Below are 20,288 nucleotides of genomic sequence, written 5' to 3' on the forward strand. Positions count from 1 at the left end.
CGACGCCCGGTCCGCTTTCTTGTATAAGATAGCAACGTACGGAGCGCAATCGGAAGGGCGTCATGCCGGACAGTGCTGCAGGGGCCGCGGCCGAGAAGACAGAACCGCGGATCACCGACGAGGGGATCGCGCGGCTCCGGCAGCGGATCGGCATCCCGCAGGCCAACCCGGTGCGGCCGCACTACCTGCGGCCCGGCACCGACGCCTTCCGCACCGTTGCCTGGTCCTACGGCGACGACAACCCGCTGTGGGCCGATCCGGAGCACGCCGCCGCCTCGCGCTGGGGCGGCCCGATCGCACCCCCGCCGATGGTCGGCGGCGACAGCGTCATCGGCGAGGACGTGCTCACCGAGGCCGAGCTGGCGCGGCAGGGCGAGCTGAAGGGCGACCCGCTGCGCGGCGTGCACGCCTTCTACTCCGCCTCGCAGCGCGAGTGGTGGGCGCCGCTGCGCGCCGACACCGCCGTGACCCGGCGCAACGCCCTCGTCGCGGTGCTCGACAAGCCCAGCGAGTTCAGCGGCCGGGCCGTGCACGAGTGGAACGCCAACGTCTTCGCCGACGCCGCCGGCACCCCGCTGGGCGGCCAGTACCGGCTGATGATCCGCACCGAGCGGTCGGAGGCGCGTAAGCGCGGCAGGAACGACGCCGTCGAGATGGCGACCTGGACCGACGAGCAGCTCGCCGAGGTCGACGCGGTCTACGCCGCCGAGGGCCCGCGCGGCCCCGAGCCGCGCTGGTTCGAGGACGTCGAGGTGGGCGAGCAGCTGCGGCCGATGGTCAAGGGCCCGCTCACCGTCACGGACATGATCTGCTGGCACGTCGGCATGGGGATGGGCATGTACGGCGTCGCCCCGCTGCGGCTGGCCCACAAGAACCGGCAGCGGGTGCCGCGCTTCTACCACCGCGACTCCCAGGGCGTGCCCGACGCGATGCAGCGGGTGCACTGGGATCCCGAGTACGCCCGCAAGGCCGGCAACCCCACCACCTACGACTACGGCCGCATGCGGGAGGTGTGGGCCATCCACGCCCTCACCGACTGGATGGGCGACGACGCCTGGCTGTGGAGGCTCCGGGTGGAGTTCCGGAAGTTCAACTACGTCGGCGACACGCAGTGGATCACCGGCACCGTCGTCGGCAAGCACCTCGCCGAGGACGCGCACGGCACCCACCCCGCCGTGGACCTGGAGCTGGCGGTGACCAGCCAGCGCGGCGAGGTGACCGCGCCGGTCACCGCCACCGTGCTGCTGCCCAGCCGCGAACACGGGCCGGTCGTGCTGCCCACGCCGATGGGCGGGGCGAGCACGCTCGACGGCACCCTCGAGGCGGCCGTCGCCCACTTCGCCCGCTCGTGAGCGGCCCGCTCGACGGGGTCACCGTCGTCTCCATGGAGCAGGCCGTCTCGGCGCCCTACGCGACCCGGCAGCTCGCCGACATGGGCGCGCGGGTGGTGAAGGTGGAGCGGCCCGACGGCGGGGACTTCGCCCGGCACTTCGACACCGCGGCCAACGGCACCGGCGCGCACTTCGCCTGGGTCAACCGCAACAAGGAGTCGCTCACGCTCGACGTGAAGGCCCCCGGCGGCACCGAGGTGCTCGGCCGGCTGCTCGACCGCGCCGACGTGTTCGTGCACAACCTCGTGCCCGGTGCCGCTCCGCGACTGGGCCTGGACGGCGCCACCCTGCTGGCCGCGCGGCCGCGGCTGGTGGTCTGCGAGATCTCCGGCTACGGCACCGGCGGCCCCTTCGACGAGCGCAAGGCCTACGACCTGCTGCTGCAGGCCGAGGCGGGCATCGCCACCGTGACCGGCAGCCTCGAGCAGCCGGTCAAGCCCGGCATCGCCGTGGCCGACATCGCCGCCGGCATGTTCGCCTGCTCCTCGGTGCTGGCCGCTCTCGTCCAGCGCGGGCGGACCGGCGAGGGCTCGGCGCTCGAGGTGTCGATGCTGGACGCCGTCGCCGACTGGATGGGCTATCCGCTGACCGTGCGCAAGCACGGCGCCGAGCCGGCGCTGGCCCGCGGGATGAGCCACCCGGCCATCTCCCCGTACGACGCCTACCCGACCGCCGACGGCCGGCTGGTCGCCCTCAGCGTCCAGAACGACCGCGAGTGGCGGAAGCTCGCCTCGCTGGTCCTGCGCCGGCCGGAGCTCGCCGACGACCCCGCCTACGCGACCAACCCCGCCCGGGTGGCCTCCCGGCCGGCGATCGACGCGCTGGTGCGCGAGGTGCTCGGCGGGCTGGACGCCGACGCCGCGGTCGCCCTGCTGCACGAGGCCGGGCTGGGGTGCGCGATCGTCCGCAGCGTCGGCGAGGTCGTCGACCACCCGCAGCTGACCGCGCGGGACCGCTGGCTGCAGGTGCCCGCCCCCGCCGGGCCGGTCTGGACGCCGCTGGCGCCGCCGGTCGCCTCCACCTGGTCGACGCCGGCCGGTGCGGTGCCGGGTCTGGGGGAGCACACGGACGCGATCCTCGCCGAGCTCGGCTTCGGCGCGGCCGACATCACCCGCCTGCACGACGCCGGCGCCGTCTGAGCGCCGGGAGGGACGCCCGATGACCCAGACCCCGCAGACCTCGCTCGCCGAGCTGGCCGAGTTCGGCGCGAGCATCCGCGCCGCACTGACCACGCTCAGCGGCTCCGAGCAGGTGCGGGCGGCGCTCTTCGCCGACCCCGACCCCCGTACCTGGGCGGTGCTGGCCGGTCAGCTGGAGCTCCCCGGCCTGCTGCTGGCCGAGGAGCACGGCGGGAGCGGGCTGACGACGGTCGAGGCCGCCGTCGCCTTCGAGGAGGCCGGCCGCGCGCTGGTCCCCGGCCCGCTGTTCGCCACCGCCGCCCTCGCCGTCCCGCTGCTCGTCGCGCTGGGCGACGCCGGGGCCCTCGCCCGGTACGGCCCGCCGATCGCCTCCGGCGAGCTGACCGCGACCGTCGCCCTGGCCGAGTCCGACGGCCGGTGGTCGCCGGATGCCGTCACCTGCCGGGCCGAGCCCGAGGGCGGCGGCTGGGCGCTCACCGGCGGCAAGGAGCTCGTGGTGGACGGCGCCACCGCCGGGCTGCTGCTCGTCGTCGCCCGGTCGGCCGAGGGCGAGCTCGGGGTCTTCGCGGTCGAGCCGGACGCCGCGGGGCTGGAGCGCACCGCGCTGGTGACCCTGGACCTCACCCGACGGATGGCCCGGCTGACCCTCGACGGCGTGCCCGCGACCCGGGTGGGCGGGGACGCCTCGGGCGCGGTGGCCGCCGCCTCCGACGTCGCCCGGCTGCTGCTGGCCGCCGAGCAGGTCGGGGGCGCCCAGCGCTGCCTGGACATGGTCGTGGAGTACGCCGGGCAGCGGATCCAGTTCGCCCGCCCGATCGGCTCGTTCCAGGCGATCAAGCAGCGCCTGGCCGACGCTCTGGTGCAGATCGAGTCCGCCCGCTCCGCCGTCCACGCCGCCGCCCGCTCGACCGGCCGCGACCTGGCCCGCGACAGCCGGGTGGCCGCTCTGCTGGCGACCGAGGCCTACACCTTCATCTCCGCGCAGAACATCCAGCTGCACGGCGGCATCGGCTTCACCTGGGAGCACGATGCGCACCTCTACTTCAAGCGGGCGCGGGCCGGCGCCCAGCTGCTGGGTGGTCCGGGCGACCACGTGGCCGCGCTGGCCGACGTCCTCGACACCGAGATCGACTGACCGTGCATCCCAGAGAAGGGGCCCGCCCATGACCTCCTACGAGCACCTCGAGATCCGGCACGAGGGGCACGTCGGCTGGCTGATCTTCGACCGGCCCGACCAGCTCAACGCGATGAACAGCGCGATGCGCGACGAGCTGGCCGACGCCTGGCTGGAGCTCGACCGCGACCCCTCGGTGCGGGTCATCGTGAACACCGGCAACGGCCGGGCGTTCCAGACCGGGGCCGACATGTCCGAGGTGGCCGGCGACGGCATCGGCATGGAGCGCTACCGCGACGACATGATGGACTTCGACCTCCACTTCACGTCCTGGCACCAGAACGTCGCCAAGCCGGTCATCGCCGCGATCAACGGGACGGCGGCCGGGGGCGGCCTGCACTTCGTGGCCGACGCCGACATCTGCATCGCCGCCTCGAACGCCACGTTCCTCGACCCGCACGTCAGCGTCGGTCAGGTCACCGCGATCGAGGCCATCGGCCTGGCCAAGAAGATCCCCTTCGAGGCCGTCATGCGGATGGCGCTGGTGGGCCGGCACGAGCGGATGAGCGCCCAGCGCGCCTACGAGCTGGGGCTGATCAGCGAGATCGTCGACCCGCCGGAGCGGCTGCGCGAGGCCGCCCAGGAGCTGGCGGAGAAGGTGGCCCGGAACTCGCCGGTCGCCATGGCCGCCACCAAGAAGGCGCTCTGGGGGGCGCTGGAGCTCGGGCTGACCGACGCCTGCCGGGTGGGCGCCCAGCACCTGGTCGGCGTGTGGGGTCACCCCGACCAGAACGAGGGCCCGCTGGCGTTCGTCGAGAAGCGCGAGCCGACGTGGGAGCCCTTGAGCTGATCGGCGGAGTCCTGATCCGGGGGGACGACGACCGTGCGGTTCTCGCTGACCTATCCGACCGTCGTGCTCGACCCGCCGGCGGAGCTGCTCACCGCCGAGGGCATGGGGGCGATCGCCGCGGCCGCCGAGGAGGCGGGTTTCGCCGGGATCGGGTTCCCCGAGCACCCGGCGACCCCGCAGAGCTGGCGGGACGGCGCCGGGCACGACTCGGTCGACCCGTTCCTCGCGCTGACCGTCGCGGCGACGGCCACCGCCGGTCTGCGGCTGCTCACCTTCCTCACCGTCCTGCCGTACCGGAACCCGTTCCTGCTGGCCAAGACGACGGCGACGCTCGACCGGCTCTCCGGCGGGCGGCTGACCCTCGGCGTCGGCACCGGCTACCTGGAGGGCGAGTTCGCCGCGCTCGGCGTCGACTACGCCGAGCGCAACGCGCTGTTCGACGAGGCGCTGGAGGTGCTGCGGCTGGCCTGGACCGGCGAGCCCGTGGACCGGGTGGGCCGGCACTTCACGGCCGCGGGCGCCGTCAGCCGCCCGACTCCCGTGGCCACCCCGCGGCCGCCGGTCTGGATCGGTGGCAACTCCCGCCTCACCCGCCGGCGGGTGGCCGCGCTGGCCGAGGGCTGGGCGCCGGTGCCGACGAACCCCGCCCAGGTGCAGCGGCGGAAGACCGCACAGCTGGAGTCGCTCGACCAGCTCGCCGGGTGGATCCGCGAGCTGCAGGAGGAGCGTGAGCAGCTCGGCCGGCTGGCCCCGGCCGACGTCCTCTACATGGTGACCGACGCCGATCCGCTCGCCGAGCCGGAGCGCTACCTGGAGAGCGTCCAGCGGCTGGCCGACATCGGCGTCACCTGGCTGTCCCTCGGCGTGCGCGGCAGCTCGGTCGCCGAGGTCACCGACCGGCTGGCGGAGGTGGGGGAGCGGGTGCTGGCGCGCACCGCCGTGCCGGCGCCGCCGCCGTGCACCGACGCCGACGCCCGTGCGGTCGCCGGCCTGTACGCCGCCTACGCCGACGCGCTCGACCGGCGGGAGTTCGACCGGCTGGACCGGGTGTTCGCCGCCGACGTCGTCGCCGAGTACCCCGGGCACGAGCGCATCGACGGCCTCGCCGCGCTGATCGCCTTCATGCGGGGGTCGCACGCCGAGGTCGTCCGGACCGTCCACCGGGTCGTCGACGTCGCGGTGACGGTGGACGGCGACACGGCCACCTGCACCGCGGCCAAGCGCAACGACCTGTACCGGGACGGGGACGCCGTCCCGACCGTCGTCAGCGGGCGCTACACCGACGAGCTGGTCCGCGCCGCCGACGGCTGGCGGATCCGGGCCCGGCGGTCGCGGCACTCCTGAGCCCCCTTGCGGTACGGGTCACCGCCGCGGGACCCTGTACTGGTAATGATTGACCTTCAGCGTCGAGGGGACGTGCTGTGTCGTACGACGAGATCGTGGTCGGTTCGGGAGCCGGGGGAGCGGTGGTCGCCGCCCGGTTGAGCGAGGACGGCACCCGCTCGGTGCTGCTGCTGGAGGCCGGTCCCGACTTCGGGTCCGTGGAGGCGCTCCCCGAGGCGCTGCGCGATCCGTTCGTCACCTTCACCGGCGCCGACTGGGGCTGGACGGCGACCATGACCGGCGACCGCGTGCTGCCCTACCCGCGCGGCATGACCCTCGGCGGGTCGACCGCCGTCAACGCCGCCGTCGCCATGCGCCCGACCCCCGGCGACCTCGACCGGTGGGTGCAGGCCGGGGCGCCGGACTGGAGCCTGGAGGCCTGCCTGCCGTACTTCCGGCGGCTGGAGGCCGATCCCGGCGGCGACCCGGCCGTGCACGGCACCGACGGGCCGATCCCCATCCGCCGCCAGCCGCGCGAGACCTGGCAGCCCATCACCAGCGCGTTCGCCGAGGAGATGGCCGCGCACGGCCACCGCGTCACCGAGGACCACAACGACCACCGGATGGTCGGCGCCGGCCCGACCGCGCACAACGTCCGGGACGGCATCCGCTGGTCGACCGCCTCGGCCTACCTCGAGCCCGCCCGGGACCGGGCCAACCTGACCATCCGCTCCGGCGTGCTCGTCGACCGGCTGCTGCTCGACGGCGACCGGGTGGTGGGCGTCGAGGCCGTCACCGACGAGGGCACCGAGCGCTTCGAGGGGGCGCGCGTGACGCTCGCCGCCGGCGCCGTGGCCACCCCGCCGATCCTGCTCCGCTCGGGCATCGGGCCGGCCGACGCGCTGCGCGGGCTGGACGTCCCGGTCGTCCTCGACGCCCCCGGTGTCGGGCAGAACCTCCAGGACCACACCGGCGTCTTCGTCACCGCGGTCGCCCGCCCCGGCATCGAGCAGGACCCGGACAACTACTTCGCCTTCTACTCCCGCAGCGAGGACGAGCCGTGGGTCTTCGCCCTGCTCGCGCTCTACAGCCCGCAGGCGCTGGGCTCCTTCTACGGCGACCCGTCCTCCGACCCGGTCATCGCGATCTCCGCGGCGCTGGGCCGCCCGCACTCCCGCGGCGAGGTCGCGCTGGCCTCCCGTGACCCCCGGGTCCAGCCCCGGATCGACATGCGGTTCCTCAGCCACCCGCAGGACCAGGCCGACGTCGTCGCCGGCGCCCGCGTCGCCTACCGGGCGCTGCACGGGGCGCACCTGGGGCCGCTGGTCAAGGAGGTCTCGCCGGTGCTCGCCGCGATCATCGACGACGACGCCGCCCTCCTCGCCCACGCCCGGGCCACCTGCGGCAGCGGCTTCCACCCCGTGGGGACGGCGCGGATGGGTGCCGAACCCGGACCCGAGGTCGTCACCGACCAGGAGGGCCGGGTGTTCGGTGTCCGGGGGCTGCGGATCGCCGACGCCTCGCTCATGCCGCTGCAGGTCAGCTCCCCGACCAACCTGACCTGCATCATGATCGGCGAGCGGATCGCCGACTCCCTGCTCCGGTCGTCGGACTAATAGTTCAGTCTTCCGACCCGTATCCGGCGGGCTTCTCCGGCGTGATGAGCCTGTGACGTCCTTGACCGGGCGACTGAACCTCGTTCTAATAGTCCCGTCCGGCGGAGAGCTGGGTCACTCGTCGCTGAGGGGTCGCGCATGCCGGGATCGAGCCGCCGGGCCGCGATCGTCGGCGTCGCCAACACCGCCCAGGCCCGCCGCCTCGAGGGCGCGACGTCCCGCGGCCTGGCCGTCGGCGCCGCGCTCGCCGCGCTCGACGACGCGGGCCTGACCCTGGACGACGTCGACGGGATCAGCGGGGACGCGACCGCCGCCGCACTCCTCTACGACCTCCGGCTGGGCCCGGCCTGGCTGGGCCGGCAGTTCGGCATCCAGGCGGTGACCGAGGCGGTGCACGCCGTCGAGGCGGGGGAGGCCGACGTCGTCCTCGTCGTCGCGGCCGAGGCAGGGGCGTACACCGACCGGTCGGCCACCGCGCCGTGGACCCGCCCGGAGAACGAGTTCGTCGTCCCCTTCGGGCTGTTCACCGCCGCGGAGTTCGCGCTCGTCGCGCGCCGGCACATGATCACCTACGGCACCACGCCCGAGCAGCTGGCGCGGGTGGCGGCCACCATCCGCACGAACGGCTCGACCACCCCGGGCGCGGTCTACGCCGGGCGCGGCCCGGTCACGGTCGAGGACGTGCTGGCCTCCCGCATGGTCGCCGACCCCTTCCACCTGCTCGACTGCTCGATGACCAGCGAGGGCGGCTGCGCGCTGGTCATCGCGGCGACCGACCGGGCGGCCGACACCGCGTCCACGCCGGTGCACGTCCTCGGCTCGGGCTCGGACCACGCCGGCCCGGCGTACCGGCACCCGCCGGCCTGGGACCTCGCCGGCCGCCGCGGCGGGCCGGTGCTGGGCCGGATCGGCGAGCGGGCGGTGGGCCGGGCGTTCGCGCAGGCGGGGCTGGACCGGGCCGACGTCGACGTCCTCGAGCTCTACGACCCGTTCTCCTTCGAGGTGATCCGCCAGCTCGAGGCCTTCGGCTTCTGCGGGCCCGGCGAGGGCGGCCCCTACGTCGACGACGGGCACATCGGGCTCACCGGGCGCACGCCGGTCACCACCGACGGCGGCACGATGGCCTTCAGCCACGCCGGCGCGGCGCCGCAGATGTTCCAGCGGGTGGTCCGGGGCGTGCAGCAGCTGCGCGGCGACGCCGGGCCCAACCAGGTGCCCGACGCCCGCGTCGCCCTGTGCAGCGGCGGTGGCGCCGGCGCCCTGTTCACCACGGTCGTCCTGCTCGGGACGGAGGTCCCGTGACCCGCCTCCAGCCCCAGTCCGGGCCCCTCCCGCACGCCGAGCCCACCGGGGCGAGCGCGCCCTTCTGGGCCGGCTGCGCCTCCGGAGAGCTCCGGTACCAGCGCTGCCGCGCCTGCGCGGCGGTCACCTCCCCGCCGGTGGAGACCTGCCGCGAGTGCCTCTCCGCCGACCTCGCGTGGGAGGTCAGCGCGGGCACCGGCACGGTCTACAGCTGGACCGTCGTCCACCGGCCGGCGACGGCCGCCTTCGCCGCCGTCCCCTACGCGCCGGCGATCGTCGACGTGGCCGAGGGCTTCCAGCTGCTGACGAACCTCGTCGACGTCGCCCCCGAGGACATCACCGCCGGGATGCCGGTGGCCGTCCGCTTCGTGGCGACCGCCGACGGCCCCACGCTCCCGTACTTCGCACCCGCACCCGCATCCCCCGAGGAGACCCTGCCGTGAACAAGGACGACCTGATCCTCATCAGCGTCGACGACCACATCTCCGAGCCCGCGGACATGTTCGACGCGCACGTCCCGGCGAAGTACAAGGACCGCGCGCCGCGGGTCGTCCAGCAGGAGGACGGCACCCAGCAGTGGTTCTACGGCGAGCTGAAGGGTCGCAACCTCGGCCTCAACGCCGTCGCCGGCAAGCCGCGGGAGATGTTCAACGTCGACGTCCTGCGCTACGACGAGATGCGGCCGGGCTGCTTCAACGTCGACGAGCGGGTGCGCGACATGAACGCCGGCGGGCAGCTCGCCGGGCTGAACTTCCCCAACTGGACGGGCTTCTCCGGCCAGGTGCTCAACCAGGGCCCCGACCGCGACCTCAACCTCGTGATGATCAAGGCCTACAACGACTGGCACGTCGACGAGTGGTGCGGCGCCTACCCGGGCCGGTTCATCCCCTGCGGCATCCTCCCGCTGTTCGACGTGGACCTCGCGGCGGAGGAGGTCCGGCGGCTGGCCGACAAGGGCTGCCACGCGGTGACGTTCTCGGAGAACCCGCAGGCGCTGAACATGGCCAGCATCCACACCGACTACTGGTACCCGCTGTTCGCCGCGGCCCAGGAGACGAACACGGTGCTGTGCACCCACGTCGGGTCGTCCTCGCGGACGCCCGCGGTCTCCCACGACGCGCCCCCGAGCGTCGGCATGGCCGCGTCGTCGATGATGAGCATGTTCACGCTGGTCGAGATGCTGTGGGCCGGGTTCTACAAGGACTTCCCGGACCTCAAGTTCTCGCTCACCGAGGGCGACGTCGGCTGGATCCCGTACTTCCTCTGGCGCGCCGAGCACGTGCACAACCGGCACTCCGGCTGGACCAAGCACGAGTTCCCGCCCGGCTACGACGGCCCGGCCGACGTCTTCCGCAAGCACTTCTACACGTGCTTCATCAGCGACAAGGTCGGCGTCCGGCTGCTCGACTGGTTCAACGAGGACGCCCTGTGCTGGGAGTCGGACTACCCGCACTCGGACACCAACTGGCCGTTCGCGCCCGAGGACGTCATGGAGACCATGGGCTTCCTGACCGACGAGCAGATCGACAAGATCACGCACCGGAACGCCATGGCGGCCTACTCCTTCGACCCGTTCCGGTACGTGCCGAAGGAGCAGGCGACCGCCGGGTACCTGCGCAGCCAGGCCACCGACGTCGACGTCGTCACCCGGGTCGGCCGCGAGGCCAGCGAGCGCGACCTCGAGGCGTGGGGCCGGATGACCCAGGTCGGCCAGGCCGCCAAGGCCGCCGCGGAGGCGGCCGCGAAGGCCGCCGCCGGCAGGTGAGCGCGCCCGTCCCGCTGACCGGCGTCCGCGTCGTCGAGTTCTCCGCCGGGGTACCCGCGGCCTACTGCGGGAAGCTGTTCGCGGACGCGGGCGCCGACGTCGTGCTCGTCGAGCCCGACGGCGGCTCCCCGCTGCGCGGGCGCGGCCCGCTGTTCGGCTTCGTGGCCACCGGCAAGCGCTCGGTCACCGACGGTCCGGGGACGGCGCAGCTGCTCGCCGACGTCGACCTGGTGGTCACCGACGGGTCACACGGAGGGGCCGACCTCCGCCGGCACCCGGCGGCGACCGTCGTCTCGGTGACGCCGTTCGGGACGACCGGCCCGTACGCCGACCTGCCGGTGAACGAGTTCGTGCTGCAGGCGATGTGCGGCTCCATCGGCACCCGCGGCTGGCCGGGGGAGGAGCCGCTGCAGGCCGGCGGGCGGATCGGGGACTGGGTGGCCGGCGTCTACGGCGCGGTCGCCGGGGCCGCGGCGCTGCGGCGGTCCCGGCGGACCGGCGCCGGGGACGTCGTCGACGTCGCCCAGTTCGAGGCGATGGTCGTGACGATGGGCGGGCTCGGCGCCGTCCAGGCACAGCTGCTGGATCCCGACCTGGCCCCGGCGCCGCGGATGCTCGAGCTGCCCAGCATCGTGCCGACCGCCGACGGGCTGGTCGGCTTCTGCACCGTCACCGCCCAGCAGTTCGCCGACTTCCTCGTGCTGATCGGGCACCCGGAGCTGATCGGCGACCCGGAGCTGGCCTCCTTCGCCTCCCGCGTCGCGCGCCGGCACGAGTTCCTCGCGATGGTCGAGGCGTGGGCGGCCGAGCGGACGACGGCGGAGATCGTCGACTTCGCCTCGGTGCTGCGGATCCCGGTGGCGCCGATCGGCACCCCGGCGACGGTCGCCGACATCGACCACTTCCGGGAGCGCGGCGTGTTCGTGCGCAACCGCGAGGGGCTGCTCCAGCCGCGGGTGCCCTACCGCAGCGCGGCGTTCGCGACCGTGCCGCCGGGCGAGGTGCCCGCGGCGGGTGCCTCGGTCGTGGACTGGCCGGCACGCTCCCGGCCCGCAGCCGGCGACGCCCCGGTCCAGCGGCCGCTCGCCGGGCTGCGGGTCGTCGACCTCACCGCGTTCTGGGCCGGTCCGGCCGGCACGCACACCCTGGCCGCGCTCGGCGCCGACGTGGTCAAGGTCGAGGGGCTGCAGCGGCCCGACGGCATGCGCTTCTCCGGCGCCCGCCCGGCCACCGAGGACCTGTGGTGGGAGACCGGCCACCTGTTCCAGGCCTCCAACAGCGGCAAGCGCGGCGTGACCCTGGAGCTCGGCCGGCCCGAGGCCCGCGAGCTGGCGCTGCGGCTGGTCGCCGGCGCCGACCTGGTCATGGAGAACTTCTCCCCGCGGGTGATGGGGAACCTGGGCCTGGAGTACGACGACCTGCGGGCGGCCAACCCCCGTGTCGTCGTCGTGCGGATGCCCGCGTTCGGCCTGGACGGCCCCTGGCGGGACCGGGTCGGCTTCGCCCAGACCATGGAGCAGGCCAGCGGGATGGCGTGGATGACCGGCCGCGCCGACGGCCTCCCGCTCATCCCGCGCGGGGTCTGCGACCCGCTCGCCGGGCTGCACGCCGCCTTCGCCGCGATCGTCGCGCTCGAGGTCCGCGACGCGACGGGCGATGGGATGCAGGTGGAGTCGACGATGGTGGAGACCGCGCTGACCGTCGCCGCCGAGGCGTTCCTGGCGGCCCAGCTCGGGGCCGAACCGCGGCGCGACGGCAACCGCGGCCCGGGAGCGGCACCCCAGGGGGTGTACCGGTGCGCCGGGGACGACGAGTGGGTCGCCGTCGCCGTCCTGGACGACGACGCGTGGACGCGGCTGGCGGGCGTCCTGGACCGCCCGGACCTCGCCGGCCGTCCCGACCTCGCCACCGAGGCCGGGCGGCGGGCGGCCGCCGACGAGCTGGACGGTGCCCTGTCCGGCTGGGCCGCCCGGTGCGACGTCCACGCGGCGGAGTCGGCGCTGCGGGCGGCCGGGGTGGCCTCCGCCCGGGTGGCCGCGCCGGTCGACCTGGTCGCCGATCGGCAGCTGGCTGCGCGCGGGTTCTGGGAGGAGGTCGAGCACCCGGTGCTGGGCACCTTCCGCACCACCGGGATGCCCTTCCGGTTCGCCGGCCTGCCCGAGCCGTGGATCCCCGCGGCCGCACCGACGCTCGGACAGCACAACGACGAGGTGCTCGGCGGGGAACTGGGACTGGACGCCGCGGAGCTGGCCCGGCTGACCGACGCCGGCGTCCTCGGCGCCCGGCCGGCCGGACTGTGAGGAGCACCCCGATGGTCCCGATCACGCTGTGCGTGCCGCCGCGGCCGGGCGAGCTGTGCGCCCCGGTCACCGTCGAGCTGGCCGGCTCGCAGACCTTCCTGGAGATCACCTCCCGGCACCGGATCACGGAGGTGCTTCCCGACGAGGAGCGCGGCACGGTCGCGGTGACCATCGAGTTCACCGACCCGGCCGACTCCCGGTCGGTGCACGTCCGGTTCGACCTCCAGGAGGCCGACGCCGCGGTGGGCGGCCGCAGCCGGCTGCTCGCCAGGTACGTGCACGGCGGCCGGTCGATGGCCGCCTACGGCACCTACCTGGGCGTCGTCTCGGACGAGAACTAGGACGGGGGCCCCGCCGGCCGGCGACGGAGCTCGCCGCGGGGGCGGCTGACCTGCAGCCCAGGGCGCTCGGGGTCGGCGTCGGCGATCCGGTCGCGCAGCTGGCGGACGTTGCCCTGCTCGGCGTGCGCCGCCCGGAGCAGGTACTCGCCCAGCGCCAGCCGGTGCCGCAGCTCGGGTTCGGCGTCGAGTCCGAGCTCCTGCATCCGCCGCCGGCTCCACACCAGGTCGGCGATCTGCTCCTCAAGCTGGGCCAGCCGGCCGTCGAGCACGGCGACCAGCTCGTGCGGCTCGGTGAAGTGGCCGAAGTACACCCGCAGCAGCGCCGGGTCCTTGAGCACGACCGGCTCGTCCACCGCCGGCGCGGCGGCCCAGCGGCGGACCAGCTCCTCGCCCCGTGCGGTCGCCCGGTAGACGACGCTGCGGCGCGACCGGCCCAGCGGCACCTCGCGCTCGGTCACCAGCCCGAGATCCCGCAGCCGGAAGAGCTCGCGGCGGATGTGGCTGACCGCCGGGGACCAGTAGAACCAGCGCAGCGTGTAGTCGCAGCGCTTCTTGATCTCCGCCGCCGTCAGCTCCTCGTCCAGCGTCGCGAGGATGCCCAGCACCGTGTACGCGGTGGTGGGCAGCCCCTCGCCGGGGGCGTCCGCGGTGGACGACGGCTCGACCATCCCGCCAGCGTAGGACTGCGGGCGAACGGCGTCGTCGGGCACTGCCCATCTTCACCATCATTGGCTAGATTGCCCTCACAAGGCGACGAGGAGGTCTCCGCGTGGGCAGCAGCACGGCCACCGACTTCAGCACCCTCATCCGGGAACGGCTGGCCGCCTACGGCGCCGACCCGGTGATCGAGTTCGAGGGTCGCTGGTACACCGGCGAGGACCTCGTCGCGATCGCCGCGCGGATCGAGGAGCTCGCGGGCGCCGCGGGGGTGGCCGCCGACGCACCCGTCGCCGTCGTCGTCCGCAACCGGGTCCCGCACGCGGCCGCCATGATCGGGCTGGTCGGGGCGGCCCGTTCCTTCGCGCTCGTCTACGCCTTCCAGTCCCCGGAGGCGATGGCCCGCGACGTCGACCGGCTGCGGCCCGCGGTGCTCGTCGCCGACCGCGAGGACTGGACGGCGCCCGTGGTCGAGGCCGCCCGGCGCTGCGGCACGGTGGGCCTCTCCCTCTCCCTGGACGGCGACCGGGTCACCGTGGTCGAGGGTCTGGACGTGCTCGGCCCGGGACCGTTCGCCGAGCCGCCCCCGGAGCCGTCGGTGCAGGTGCTCACCAGCGGGACCACCGGGCCGCCCAAGCGGATCTCCATCCGGATGGCGGTGCTGGAGAGGGCGGCGCAGAGCGCGCTGATGGCCAAGCCGGCCGGGGAGCCGACGCCGACGGTGGTGTTCGCTCCGTTCGGCGGGATCAGCGGTGTGTGCAGCCTGATCGCGGTGCCGTACGCCGGAGGGCGGGCGGTGCTGCTGGAGAAGTTCTCCGTCGAGGAGCTGGTGGCCAACGTCAAGCGCTGGCAGCTGAAGTCGCTGGGTGGGCCGCCGGCGGTCGTCCGCATGCTCCTCGGGGCGCGCGTGCCACGGGAGGACCTGGCCTCGGTCCAGCTCTACATGGGCGGGGCCGGGCCGCTGGAGCCGGAGCTGAAGCAGCGCTTCGAGGAGGAGTACGGCATCCCCGTGCTGTGGTCCTACGGCGCCACCGAGTTCGCCGGTGGCGTGCTGACCTGGACCTGGGACCTCTACCAGCAGTACGGCGCGACCAAGCGGGCCAGCTCGGGCAGGCCGTACCCCGGCGTGCGGGTGCGCATCGTCGACCCGGCCACCGGCGAGGAGGTGCCGACGGGGGAGCGGGGGATCCTCGAGGCGCAGGTGGAGATGCTCGGGCCGGAGTGGATCCGGACCAACGACGTCGCCTCGCGGGACGACGACGACTTCTTCTACCTGCACGGACGGGCCGACGGCGCCATCAACCGCGGCGGCTTCAAGGTGCTCCCCGAGTCGGTGGTCTCCGCGCTCGTCGAGCACCCCGCCGTGCAGGACGCCGGGGTCGTCGGCGCGCCGGACGAGCGGCTGGGGGAGGTGCCCTTCGCCGCCGTCGAGCTCGTGGCCGGCGCCGAGCCGCCGACCGAGGACGAGCTCAAGCAGTTCGTCCGCGACCGGCTGCCCGCCTACGCCGTCCCGGCGCGGGTCCGGGTCGTCGACCGCCTCCCGCGCACCGGTTCGCTCAAGGTCAGCGTGGAGGGGGTCCGGGCGCTCGCCGCGGGCTGACCGGACGCGGCGGGGACCGCGTGCGATCCTGGCCGCATGGGCAGGCCCCTCCCGGACGGCGTCGCCGACGACGGCCCGCGACCGGTCCAGCGGAGGCCGCGGATCGAGGCCAGCCGGGACCAGGTGCTCGACACCGCCGAGGAGCTGTTCGGCGCCCGGGGGTACCGCGGCGCGAGCCTCCAGCAGGTCGCCCAGCGCTGCGGGTTCTCCGTCGGGGCGGTCTACCTGTTCTTCGCGAACAAGGAGGACCTCTTCGCCGAGGTGCTCCGCCGTCGCGGTGGGCGTCTGACGGAGCTCACCCGCGCCTGCGTCGGGCGCGACGCCCCGGCGATCGACGTCCTGGTCGAGTGGGTGGACGTCGTCATCGGCTTCCACCGGCAGCACCCCGGCTTCGGCCGGCTGTCGGCCCGCATGGTGGCCCCCGGTGGCTCGGAGGAGTTCCCCCGCTCCCTCGGGATCTTCGCGGAGCGGCGCGACGAGGCGCTCGCCCCCGTCGTCGAGCTGATCGTCCGCGGTCAGCGGCAGGGCACGATCCGGGCCGGGGAGCCCCTGGTGCTGGTCCGCCTGCTGTCGGGGCTGGTCACCGCCCACCACGGCATGGACCCGGCGCTGCTCGGCACCTCGGTGGTCGCCGACGACGAGGAGTTCCGCGCCTTCGTGCGCGACGCGTTCGCCGCTCCGCGCTAGCCCCCGGACACCCCCGAGGAAGGGTGCGTGGACCCTCGTCGAATCGCTCTTCAATCATTACGCCTTTAGCCGTTGACACGGCTGAAGGCCTGTTCAATGCTGTGACCCAGGTCGCAGCCCTCCGGCCGCCCGGGCAGTCGTGTCGACGGGCTGGCGCACCGTCCCGGGGCTCCCGCGCACCGCAGTGCTCCCGAACGGCGACACGGAGGAACCCGTCCGATGACCGAGCCGCTGCTCGTGGTCTCCCACCTGCACATGCACATCGGCACCCCCCGGGGCACGGTCCGTGCGGTGGACGACGTCTCGCTCACCATCGAGGCCGGCCAGGCGCTCGGGGTGGTCGGGGAGTCCGGGTCGGGCAAGTCGATGCTCGCCCGGGCCGTCATGGGCCTTCTCCCGCCGCGGGCCGTCCGGTCCGGTTCGATCGTCTTCCAGGGCCGCGACCTCATGACGCTGCCGGTCAGGCAGCAGCGCGATCTGTGGGGCAAGCAGATCGGCATGGTGTTCCAGGACCCGGGCCGCTCCCTCAACCCGGTCGTCCGCGTCGAGCGGCAGCTGACCGAGGGCATGCGGCGGCACCTCGGCGTCAGCCGCTCCGAGGCGCGGACCCGGGCCGTGACGCTGCTCGACGAGGTCGGCGTGCCGGACCCCGAGCGCCGGCTGGGCAACTACCCGCACCAGATGTCGGGGGGCATGCGCCAGCGCGTCATGCTGGCCATCGCCCTGGCCTGCGAGCCGGACCTGCTCATCGCCGACGAGCCGACCACCGCGCTCGACGTGACCATCCAGCGGCAGATCCTCGACCTGCTCCGCCGGGTGCAGCGCAGCCGGGGCATGGCGATGATGCTCATCAGCCACGACCTGTCGGTCGTCGCCGGCCGCACGGACCGCGTCGCCGTCATGTACGCCGGCAGGCTCGCCGAGACCGGAGCCACGCGCGCGGTCTTCGCCGCGCCGCGGCACCGCTACACGCACGCGCTCCTCGACGCCACGCCGACCCTGCACCAGGAGCGGCACGCCCGGCTCCGGGTGATCGAGGGCAGCCTCCCCGACCCGACGGCCCCGCCGCCGGGCTGCCGGTTCCACCAGCGGTGCACCGCCGCCGTGGAGGGCTGTGCCACCGGCGCCGTCCCGATGGAGTCGGTCGGCGCCGACCACCGGATCGCCTGCCTGAACCCGGTCGGCGCCCCCGCGCTCGTGACCGCGGGCGGTGCGCACGATGGCCGGTAGCGGCGTCGCGCACCTGCGCGGGGACCAGGCGCTGCTGAGCGTCGAGGACCTGGTCGTCGAGTACCGGACCTCGGCCGGCGTCGTCCAGGCGGTGTCGGAGGTCAGCTTCGACGTCCTCCCGGGGGAGACGCTCGGCATCGTCGGCGAGTCCGGCTGCGGCAAGTCCACGACCGGCCGCGCGGTGCTCCGCCTGGACACGGTCACCTCGGGGAGCATCCGCTTCCGGGGGCGCGCCATCGAGGAGCTCGGCGAGCGCGAGATGCGGGCGCTGCGCCGCGAGATGCAGATGATCTTCCAGGACCCGGTCGGGTCGCTGAACCCGCGCCGGCCGGTGCGCGAGCTGGTGGTCGAGGGCCTCGACATCGCCGGCGCCCCGAAGCGGGAGCAGGAGGCGGCGGCCGACCGCGTCCTGGCGGCGGTCGGGCTGGCCGACGAGCGGTTCCGCGACCTGCTGCCCCGCCGGCTCTCCGGCGGGCAGGCCCAGCGCGTGGCGATCGCCCGCGCGCTGGCCGTGGAACCGCAGCTGCTGATCTGCGACGAGCCGGTGTCGGCGCTCGACGTGTCCGTCCAGGCCCAGATCCTCAACCTGGTCGAGGACCTCAAGCGCGACCTCGGCCTGACGGTGGTCTTCATCGCCCACGACCTGAGCGTGGTGCGGACGGTCAGCGACCGGGTGCTGGTCATGTACCTGGGGAAGCTGTGCGAGTTCGGCGAGCCCGAGGCGGTCTACGCCTCCCCGGCCCACCCCTACACGCGGGCGCTGCTGGACTCCGTCCCGCAGCCCGACGCCGTGGACGGCTTCTCCGGTCCGGCCCTCGAGGGCGACCTGCCCTCCCCGCTCTCGCCGCCGACCGGGTGCCGGTTCCGCACCCGGTGCCCGCGGGCGGACGAGCTCTGCGCGAGCGAGGAGCCGAGGGTCGCCGAGGTCCGGCCGGGGCAGTTCGCCGCCTGCCACCACCCCCTGCCCGTCCCCGAGGTCCCGGCCGCCTCCGGCGACGCCGCGGACCCCGTCCCCGCTGGGAGCACCGCGTGACCCTCCTCGGCACGCTCCGCAAGGTCGCGCGCAGCCTGCTCGTGGTGCTGCTGGTGACCTTCATGGTCGTGGCACTGCTCAGCCTGGCCCCGGGCTCGGTCGCCACGATCATCCTGGGCCCGGCCGCGACTCCCGAGTCCGAGGCGGCGCTGATCAGCGAGCTCGGCCTCGACCGGCCGGTCTGGACCCAGTACCTCGACTGGCTGGGCAACGCGGTCCAGGGCGACCTCGGGACCTCGCTGCTCACCGACCTGCCGGTGACCGACATCATCGCCGAACGGCTCCCGGTGACCCTCGAGCTGGCGCTGCTTGCGCAGGTCATCGCACTGGGGATCGCCGTCCCCCTCGCGATCGCCGCGGCGGCCCGACCGGGCAGCGTCGTCGACCGCATCACCAGCGCGCTCGCCTCGGCCTCGCTGTCGATCCCCGCCTTCGTGGCCGCGCCGATCCTCGTCTACTTCCTGGCACTGCAGCTGGACCTCTTCCCGGTCTCGGGGTGGAACGACCTCTCCGAGGGGATCGGTCCCAACCTGGAGAGCGCGCTGCTCCCGGCGTTCGCCATCGCCTTGGCCGAGATCGCGGCGTTCCAGCGGCTGCTGCGGACGGACCTGGTCGGCACGCTGCGGGAGGACTACATCGCCGCGGCCCGGGCGAAGGGCATGTCGCCGACGTTCGTGATGCTGCGGCACGCCCTGCGGCCGTCGTCCTTCTCGCTCATCACCCTGCTGGCCATCAGCACCGGCCGGCTGCTCGGTGGCACGGTCATCGTCGAGACGCTGTTCTCCCTGCCCGGCCTCGGCTCGCTGGTCGTCAACTCGATCACCTCGCGCGACGTGATCGTGGTCCAGGGCGTGGTGGCCTTCATCGCCGTCGTGTACGTGGCGCTCAACACCGCGGTCGACGTGGGCTACGGCCTGCTCGACCCGCGGGTCCGCAAGGAGGCCAGGGCGTGACCCAGATCGACTACCTCGACCAGACCGGCGGGGCGCTCGCCGAGTCCGTCCCCAGCGAGCCGGTCGTGCCCGTCGTGCGCCGCCGCCGGTCGCTGTCGGTGGGGCTGTCGTACACCTGGCTGGCCCTGGTCGTGGTGCTGGCCGCCCTGGTGCCGCTGCTGCCGGTGAGCGACTTCGACATCGCCGCGGGGCCGCCGCGGACGTCGCCGGCGTTCGGCGAGCTGGACCTTCTGCTGGGCACCGACAACTTCGGCCGCTCGATCCTGTCGCGGGTCCTCTACGGCGGCCGGGTCTCCCTGGTGGTCGGGCTCATCGCCGGGATGGCGGCCTTCGTGATCGGCACGTTCCTCGGACTGCTCGCCGGCTACTTCGGCCGGTGGGTGGACGCCGTCATCACGTACGTGACCGACGCGCTGCTCGCATTCCCGCCGCTGATCCTGCTGCTGTCGATCTCGGCGGTCACCAAGCCCAGCCTGTTCACGCTGACGGTGGGGCTGACCATCCTGGTCATCCCGTCATTCGTCCGGCTGTCCCGCGCCAACACCATCGCCTGGCGGTCGCGGGAGTTCGTCCGGGCCGCGCGCAACATGGGCGCCACCAGCCCGCGGATCATCCGGCGGGAGATCCTCCCCAACGTCCTGCCGACGGTCGCCTCGTACCTGCCGCTGGTGATCGCCTCGCTGATCGTCGCGGAGGGCTCGCTGAGCTTCCTGGGCCTGGGCATCCCCGCCCCCACGCCCAGCTGGGGCGGGATGATCTCCGACGGCAAGGACTCGCTCAACGACGCGGCGTACCTCGTGCTGGTGCCGTCGGTGGTCGTCTTCCTGACGGTGTTCGCCCTCAACCAGATCGGCGACTCGCTGCGCGCCCGGTTCGACCGCACGGCCGGCGACTGAGCGCCGCCCGCTCCGGCGGGCCCATCGGGCCTGTTACCCGATAATTACCATCATTACCAAGATGGCTGTGGCGTGACCCACACTGCTCGCG

18 protein-coding genes are annotated in these 20,288 nt (G+C 74.2%); 17 read left to right on the top strand and 1 reads right to left on the bottom strand.

The features are described from left to right. Positions 1-62: 62 nt before the first annotated feature. The 11 genes from DQ240_RS14765 to DQ240_RS14815 all read left to right on the top strand — a co-directional run bounded on the left by DQ240_RS14765 (position 63) and on the right by DQ240_RS14815 (position 13,141). A complete protein-coding gene (locus tag DQ240_RS14765; protein WP_113840377.1) occupies positions 63-1,352 on the top strand; it encodes a hypothetical protein in 1,290 nt (429 codons plus the stop codon). Further along, positions 1,349-2,530, top strand: a complete 1,182-nt coding sequence (locus DQ240_RS14770; protein ID WP_233498730.1) for a CaiB/BaiF CoA-transferase family protein — start codon at positions 1,349-1,351, stop codon at positions 2,528-2,530. The genes DQ240_RS14765 and DQ240_RS14770 overlap by 4 nt, the downstream gene beginning before the upstream one ends. Positions 2,531-2,549: 19 nt before the next feature. Continuing rightward, the gene (locus DQ240_RS14775) at positions 2,550-3,665 is read left to right on the top strand and encodes an acyl-CoA dehydrogenase family protein (RefSeq protein ID WP_113840378.1); all 1,116 of its coding nucleotides are present in this window, start codon (positions 2,550-2,552) and stop codon (positions 3,663-3,665) included. Positions 3,666-3,693: 28 nt separating this feature from the next. Beyond that, positions 3,694-4,494, top strand: a complete 801-nt coding sequence (locus tag DQ240_RS14780) for an enoyl-CoA hydratase/isomerase family protein (RefSeq protein WP_113840379.1) — start codon at positions 3,694-3,696, stop codon at positions 4,492-4,494. Positions 4,495-4,527: 33 nt separating this feature from the next. Beyond that, positions 4,528-5,838: a TIGR03619 family F420-dependent LLM class oxidoreductase gene (locus DQ240_RS14785; protein WP_113840380.1), complete on the top strand. Its 1,311-nt coding sequence runs from the start codon at positions 4,528-4,530 to the stop codon at positions 5,836-5,838. A gap of 77 nt (positions 5,839-5,915) precedes the next feature. Beyond that, positions 5,916-7,433, top strand: coding sequence for a GMC family oxidoreductase (locus DQ240_RS14790; protein ID WP_113840381.1), 1,518 nt, complete (start codon positions 5,916-5,918; stop codon positions 7,431-7,433). Between the two features lie 138 nt (positions 7,434-7,571). Further along, on the top strand, positions 7,572-8,735 hold the full coding sequence (locus DQ240_RS14795; protein ID WP_113840382.1) for a thiolase family protein: 1,164 nt from the start codon (positions 7,572-7,574) through the stop codon (positions 8,733-8,735). After that, positions 8,732-9,178 carry a Zn-ribbon domain-containing OB-fold protein gene (locus DQ240_RS14800; protein WP_113840383.1) on the top strand — a complete coding sequence of 149 codons (447 nt, stop codon included), beginning with the start codon at positions 8,732-8,734 and terminating at the stop codon, positions 9,176-9,178. Before DQ240_RS14795 ends, DQ240_RS14800 begins: the two co-directional genes overlap by 4 nt. After that, the gene (locus DQ240_RS14805; RefSeq protein WP_113840384.1) at positions 9,175-10,500 is read left to right on the top strand and encodes an amidohydrolase family protein; all 1,326 of its coding nucleotides are present in this window, start codon (positions 9,175-9,177) and stop codon (positions 10,498-10,500) included. Before DQ240_RS14800 ends, DQ240_RS14805 begins: the two co-directional genes overlap by 4 nt. After that, entirely contained in the window at positions 10,497-12,800 is a 2,304-nt protein-coding gene (locus DQ240_RS14810; protein ID WP_113840385.1) for a CoA transferase, read from the top strand. The genes DQ240_RS14805 and DQ240_RS14810 overlap by 4 nt, the downstream gene beginning before the upstream one ends. Before the next feature lie 11 nt (positions 12,801-12,811). Then, positions 12,812-13,141 (top strand): hypothetical protein, encoded by a 330-nt coding sequence (locus tag DQ240_RS14815; RefSeq protein ID WP_113840386.1) that lies wholly within the window; start codon positions 12,812-12,814, stop codon positions 13,139-13,141. Here DQ240_RS14815 and DQ240_RS14820 read toward each other — a convergent pair. Continuing rightward, complete coding sequence (locus DQ240_RS14820) at positions 13,138-13,809, bottom strand: PadR family transcriptional regulator (RefSeq protein ID WP_113840387.1); 672 nt, start codon at positions 13,807-13,809, stop codon at positions 13,138-13,140. The genes DQ240_RS14815 and DQ240_RS14820 overlap by 4 nt on opposite strands. A 101-nt stretch (positions 13,810-13,910) precedes the next feature. Here DQ240_RS14820 and DQ240_RS14825 point away from each other — a divergent pair, with 101 nt between their 5' ends. The 6 genes from DQ240_RS14825 to DQ240_RS14850 all read left to right on the top strand — a co-directional run bounded on the left by DQ240_RS14825 (position 13,911) and on the right by DQ240_RS14850 (position 20,197). Beyond that, positions 13,911-15,398, top strand: coding sequence for a fatty acid--CoA ligase family protein (locus DQ240_RS14825; protein ID WP_199589329.1), 1,488 nt, complete (start codon positions 13,911-13,913; stop codon positions 15,396-15,398). 36 nt (positions 15,399-15,434) lie between these two features. Beyond that, a complete protein-coding gene (locus DQ240_RS14830) occupies positions 15,435-16,085 on the top strand; it encodes a TetR/AcrR family transcriptional regulator (protein ID WP_113840388.1) in 651 nt (216 codons plus the stop codon). A gap of 219 nt (positions 16,086-16,304) precedes the next feature. Then, the gene (locus tag DQ240_RS14835; protein ID WP_113840389.1) at positions 16,305-17,315 is read left to right on the top strand and encodes an ABC transporter ATP-binding protein; all 1,011 of its coding nucleotides are present in this window, start codon (positions 16,305-16,307) and stop codon (positions 17,313-17,315) included. Next, on the top strand, positions 17,305-18,348 hold the full coding sequence (locus DQ240_RS14840; protein WP_113840390.1) for an ABC transporter ATP-binding protein: 1,044 nt from the start codon (positions 17,305-17,307) through the stop codon (positions 18,346-18,348). The genes DQ240_RS14835 and DQ240_RS14840 overlap by 11 nt, the downstream gene beginning before the upstream one ends. After that, positions 18,345-19,301, top strand: coding sequence for an ABC transporter permease (locus tag DQ240_RS14845; protein ID WP_199589330.1), 957 nt, complete (start codon positions 18,345-18,347; stop codon positions 19,299-19,301). Before DQ240_RS14840 ends, DQ240_RS14845 begins: the two co-directional genes overlap by 4 nt. Then, positions 19,298-20,197, top strand: coding sequence for an ABC transporter permease (locus DQ240_RS14850; RefSeq protein WP_113840391.1), 900 nt, complete (start codon positions 19,298-19,300; stop codon positions 20,195-20,197). Before DQ240_RS14845 ends, DQ240_RS14850 begins: the two co-directional genes overlap by 4 nt. The last annotated feature ends 91 nt before the right edge of the window (positions 20,198-20,288 follow it).

This window comes from Blastococcus sp. TF02A-26, assembly GCF_003319125.1.
Classification (GTDB): Bacteria; Actinomycetota; Actinomycetes; order Mycobacteriales; family Geodermatophilaceae; genus Trujillonella.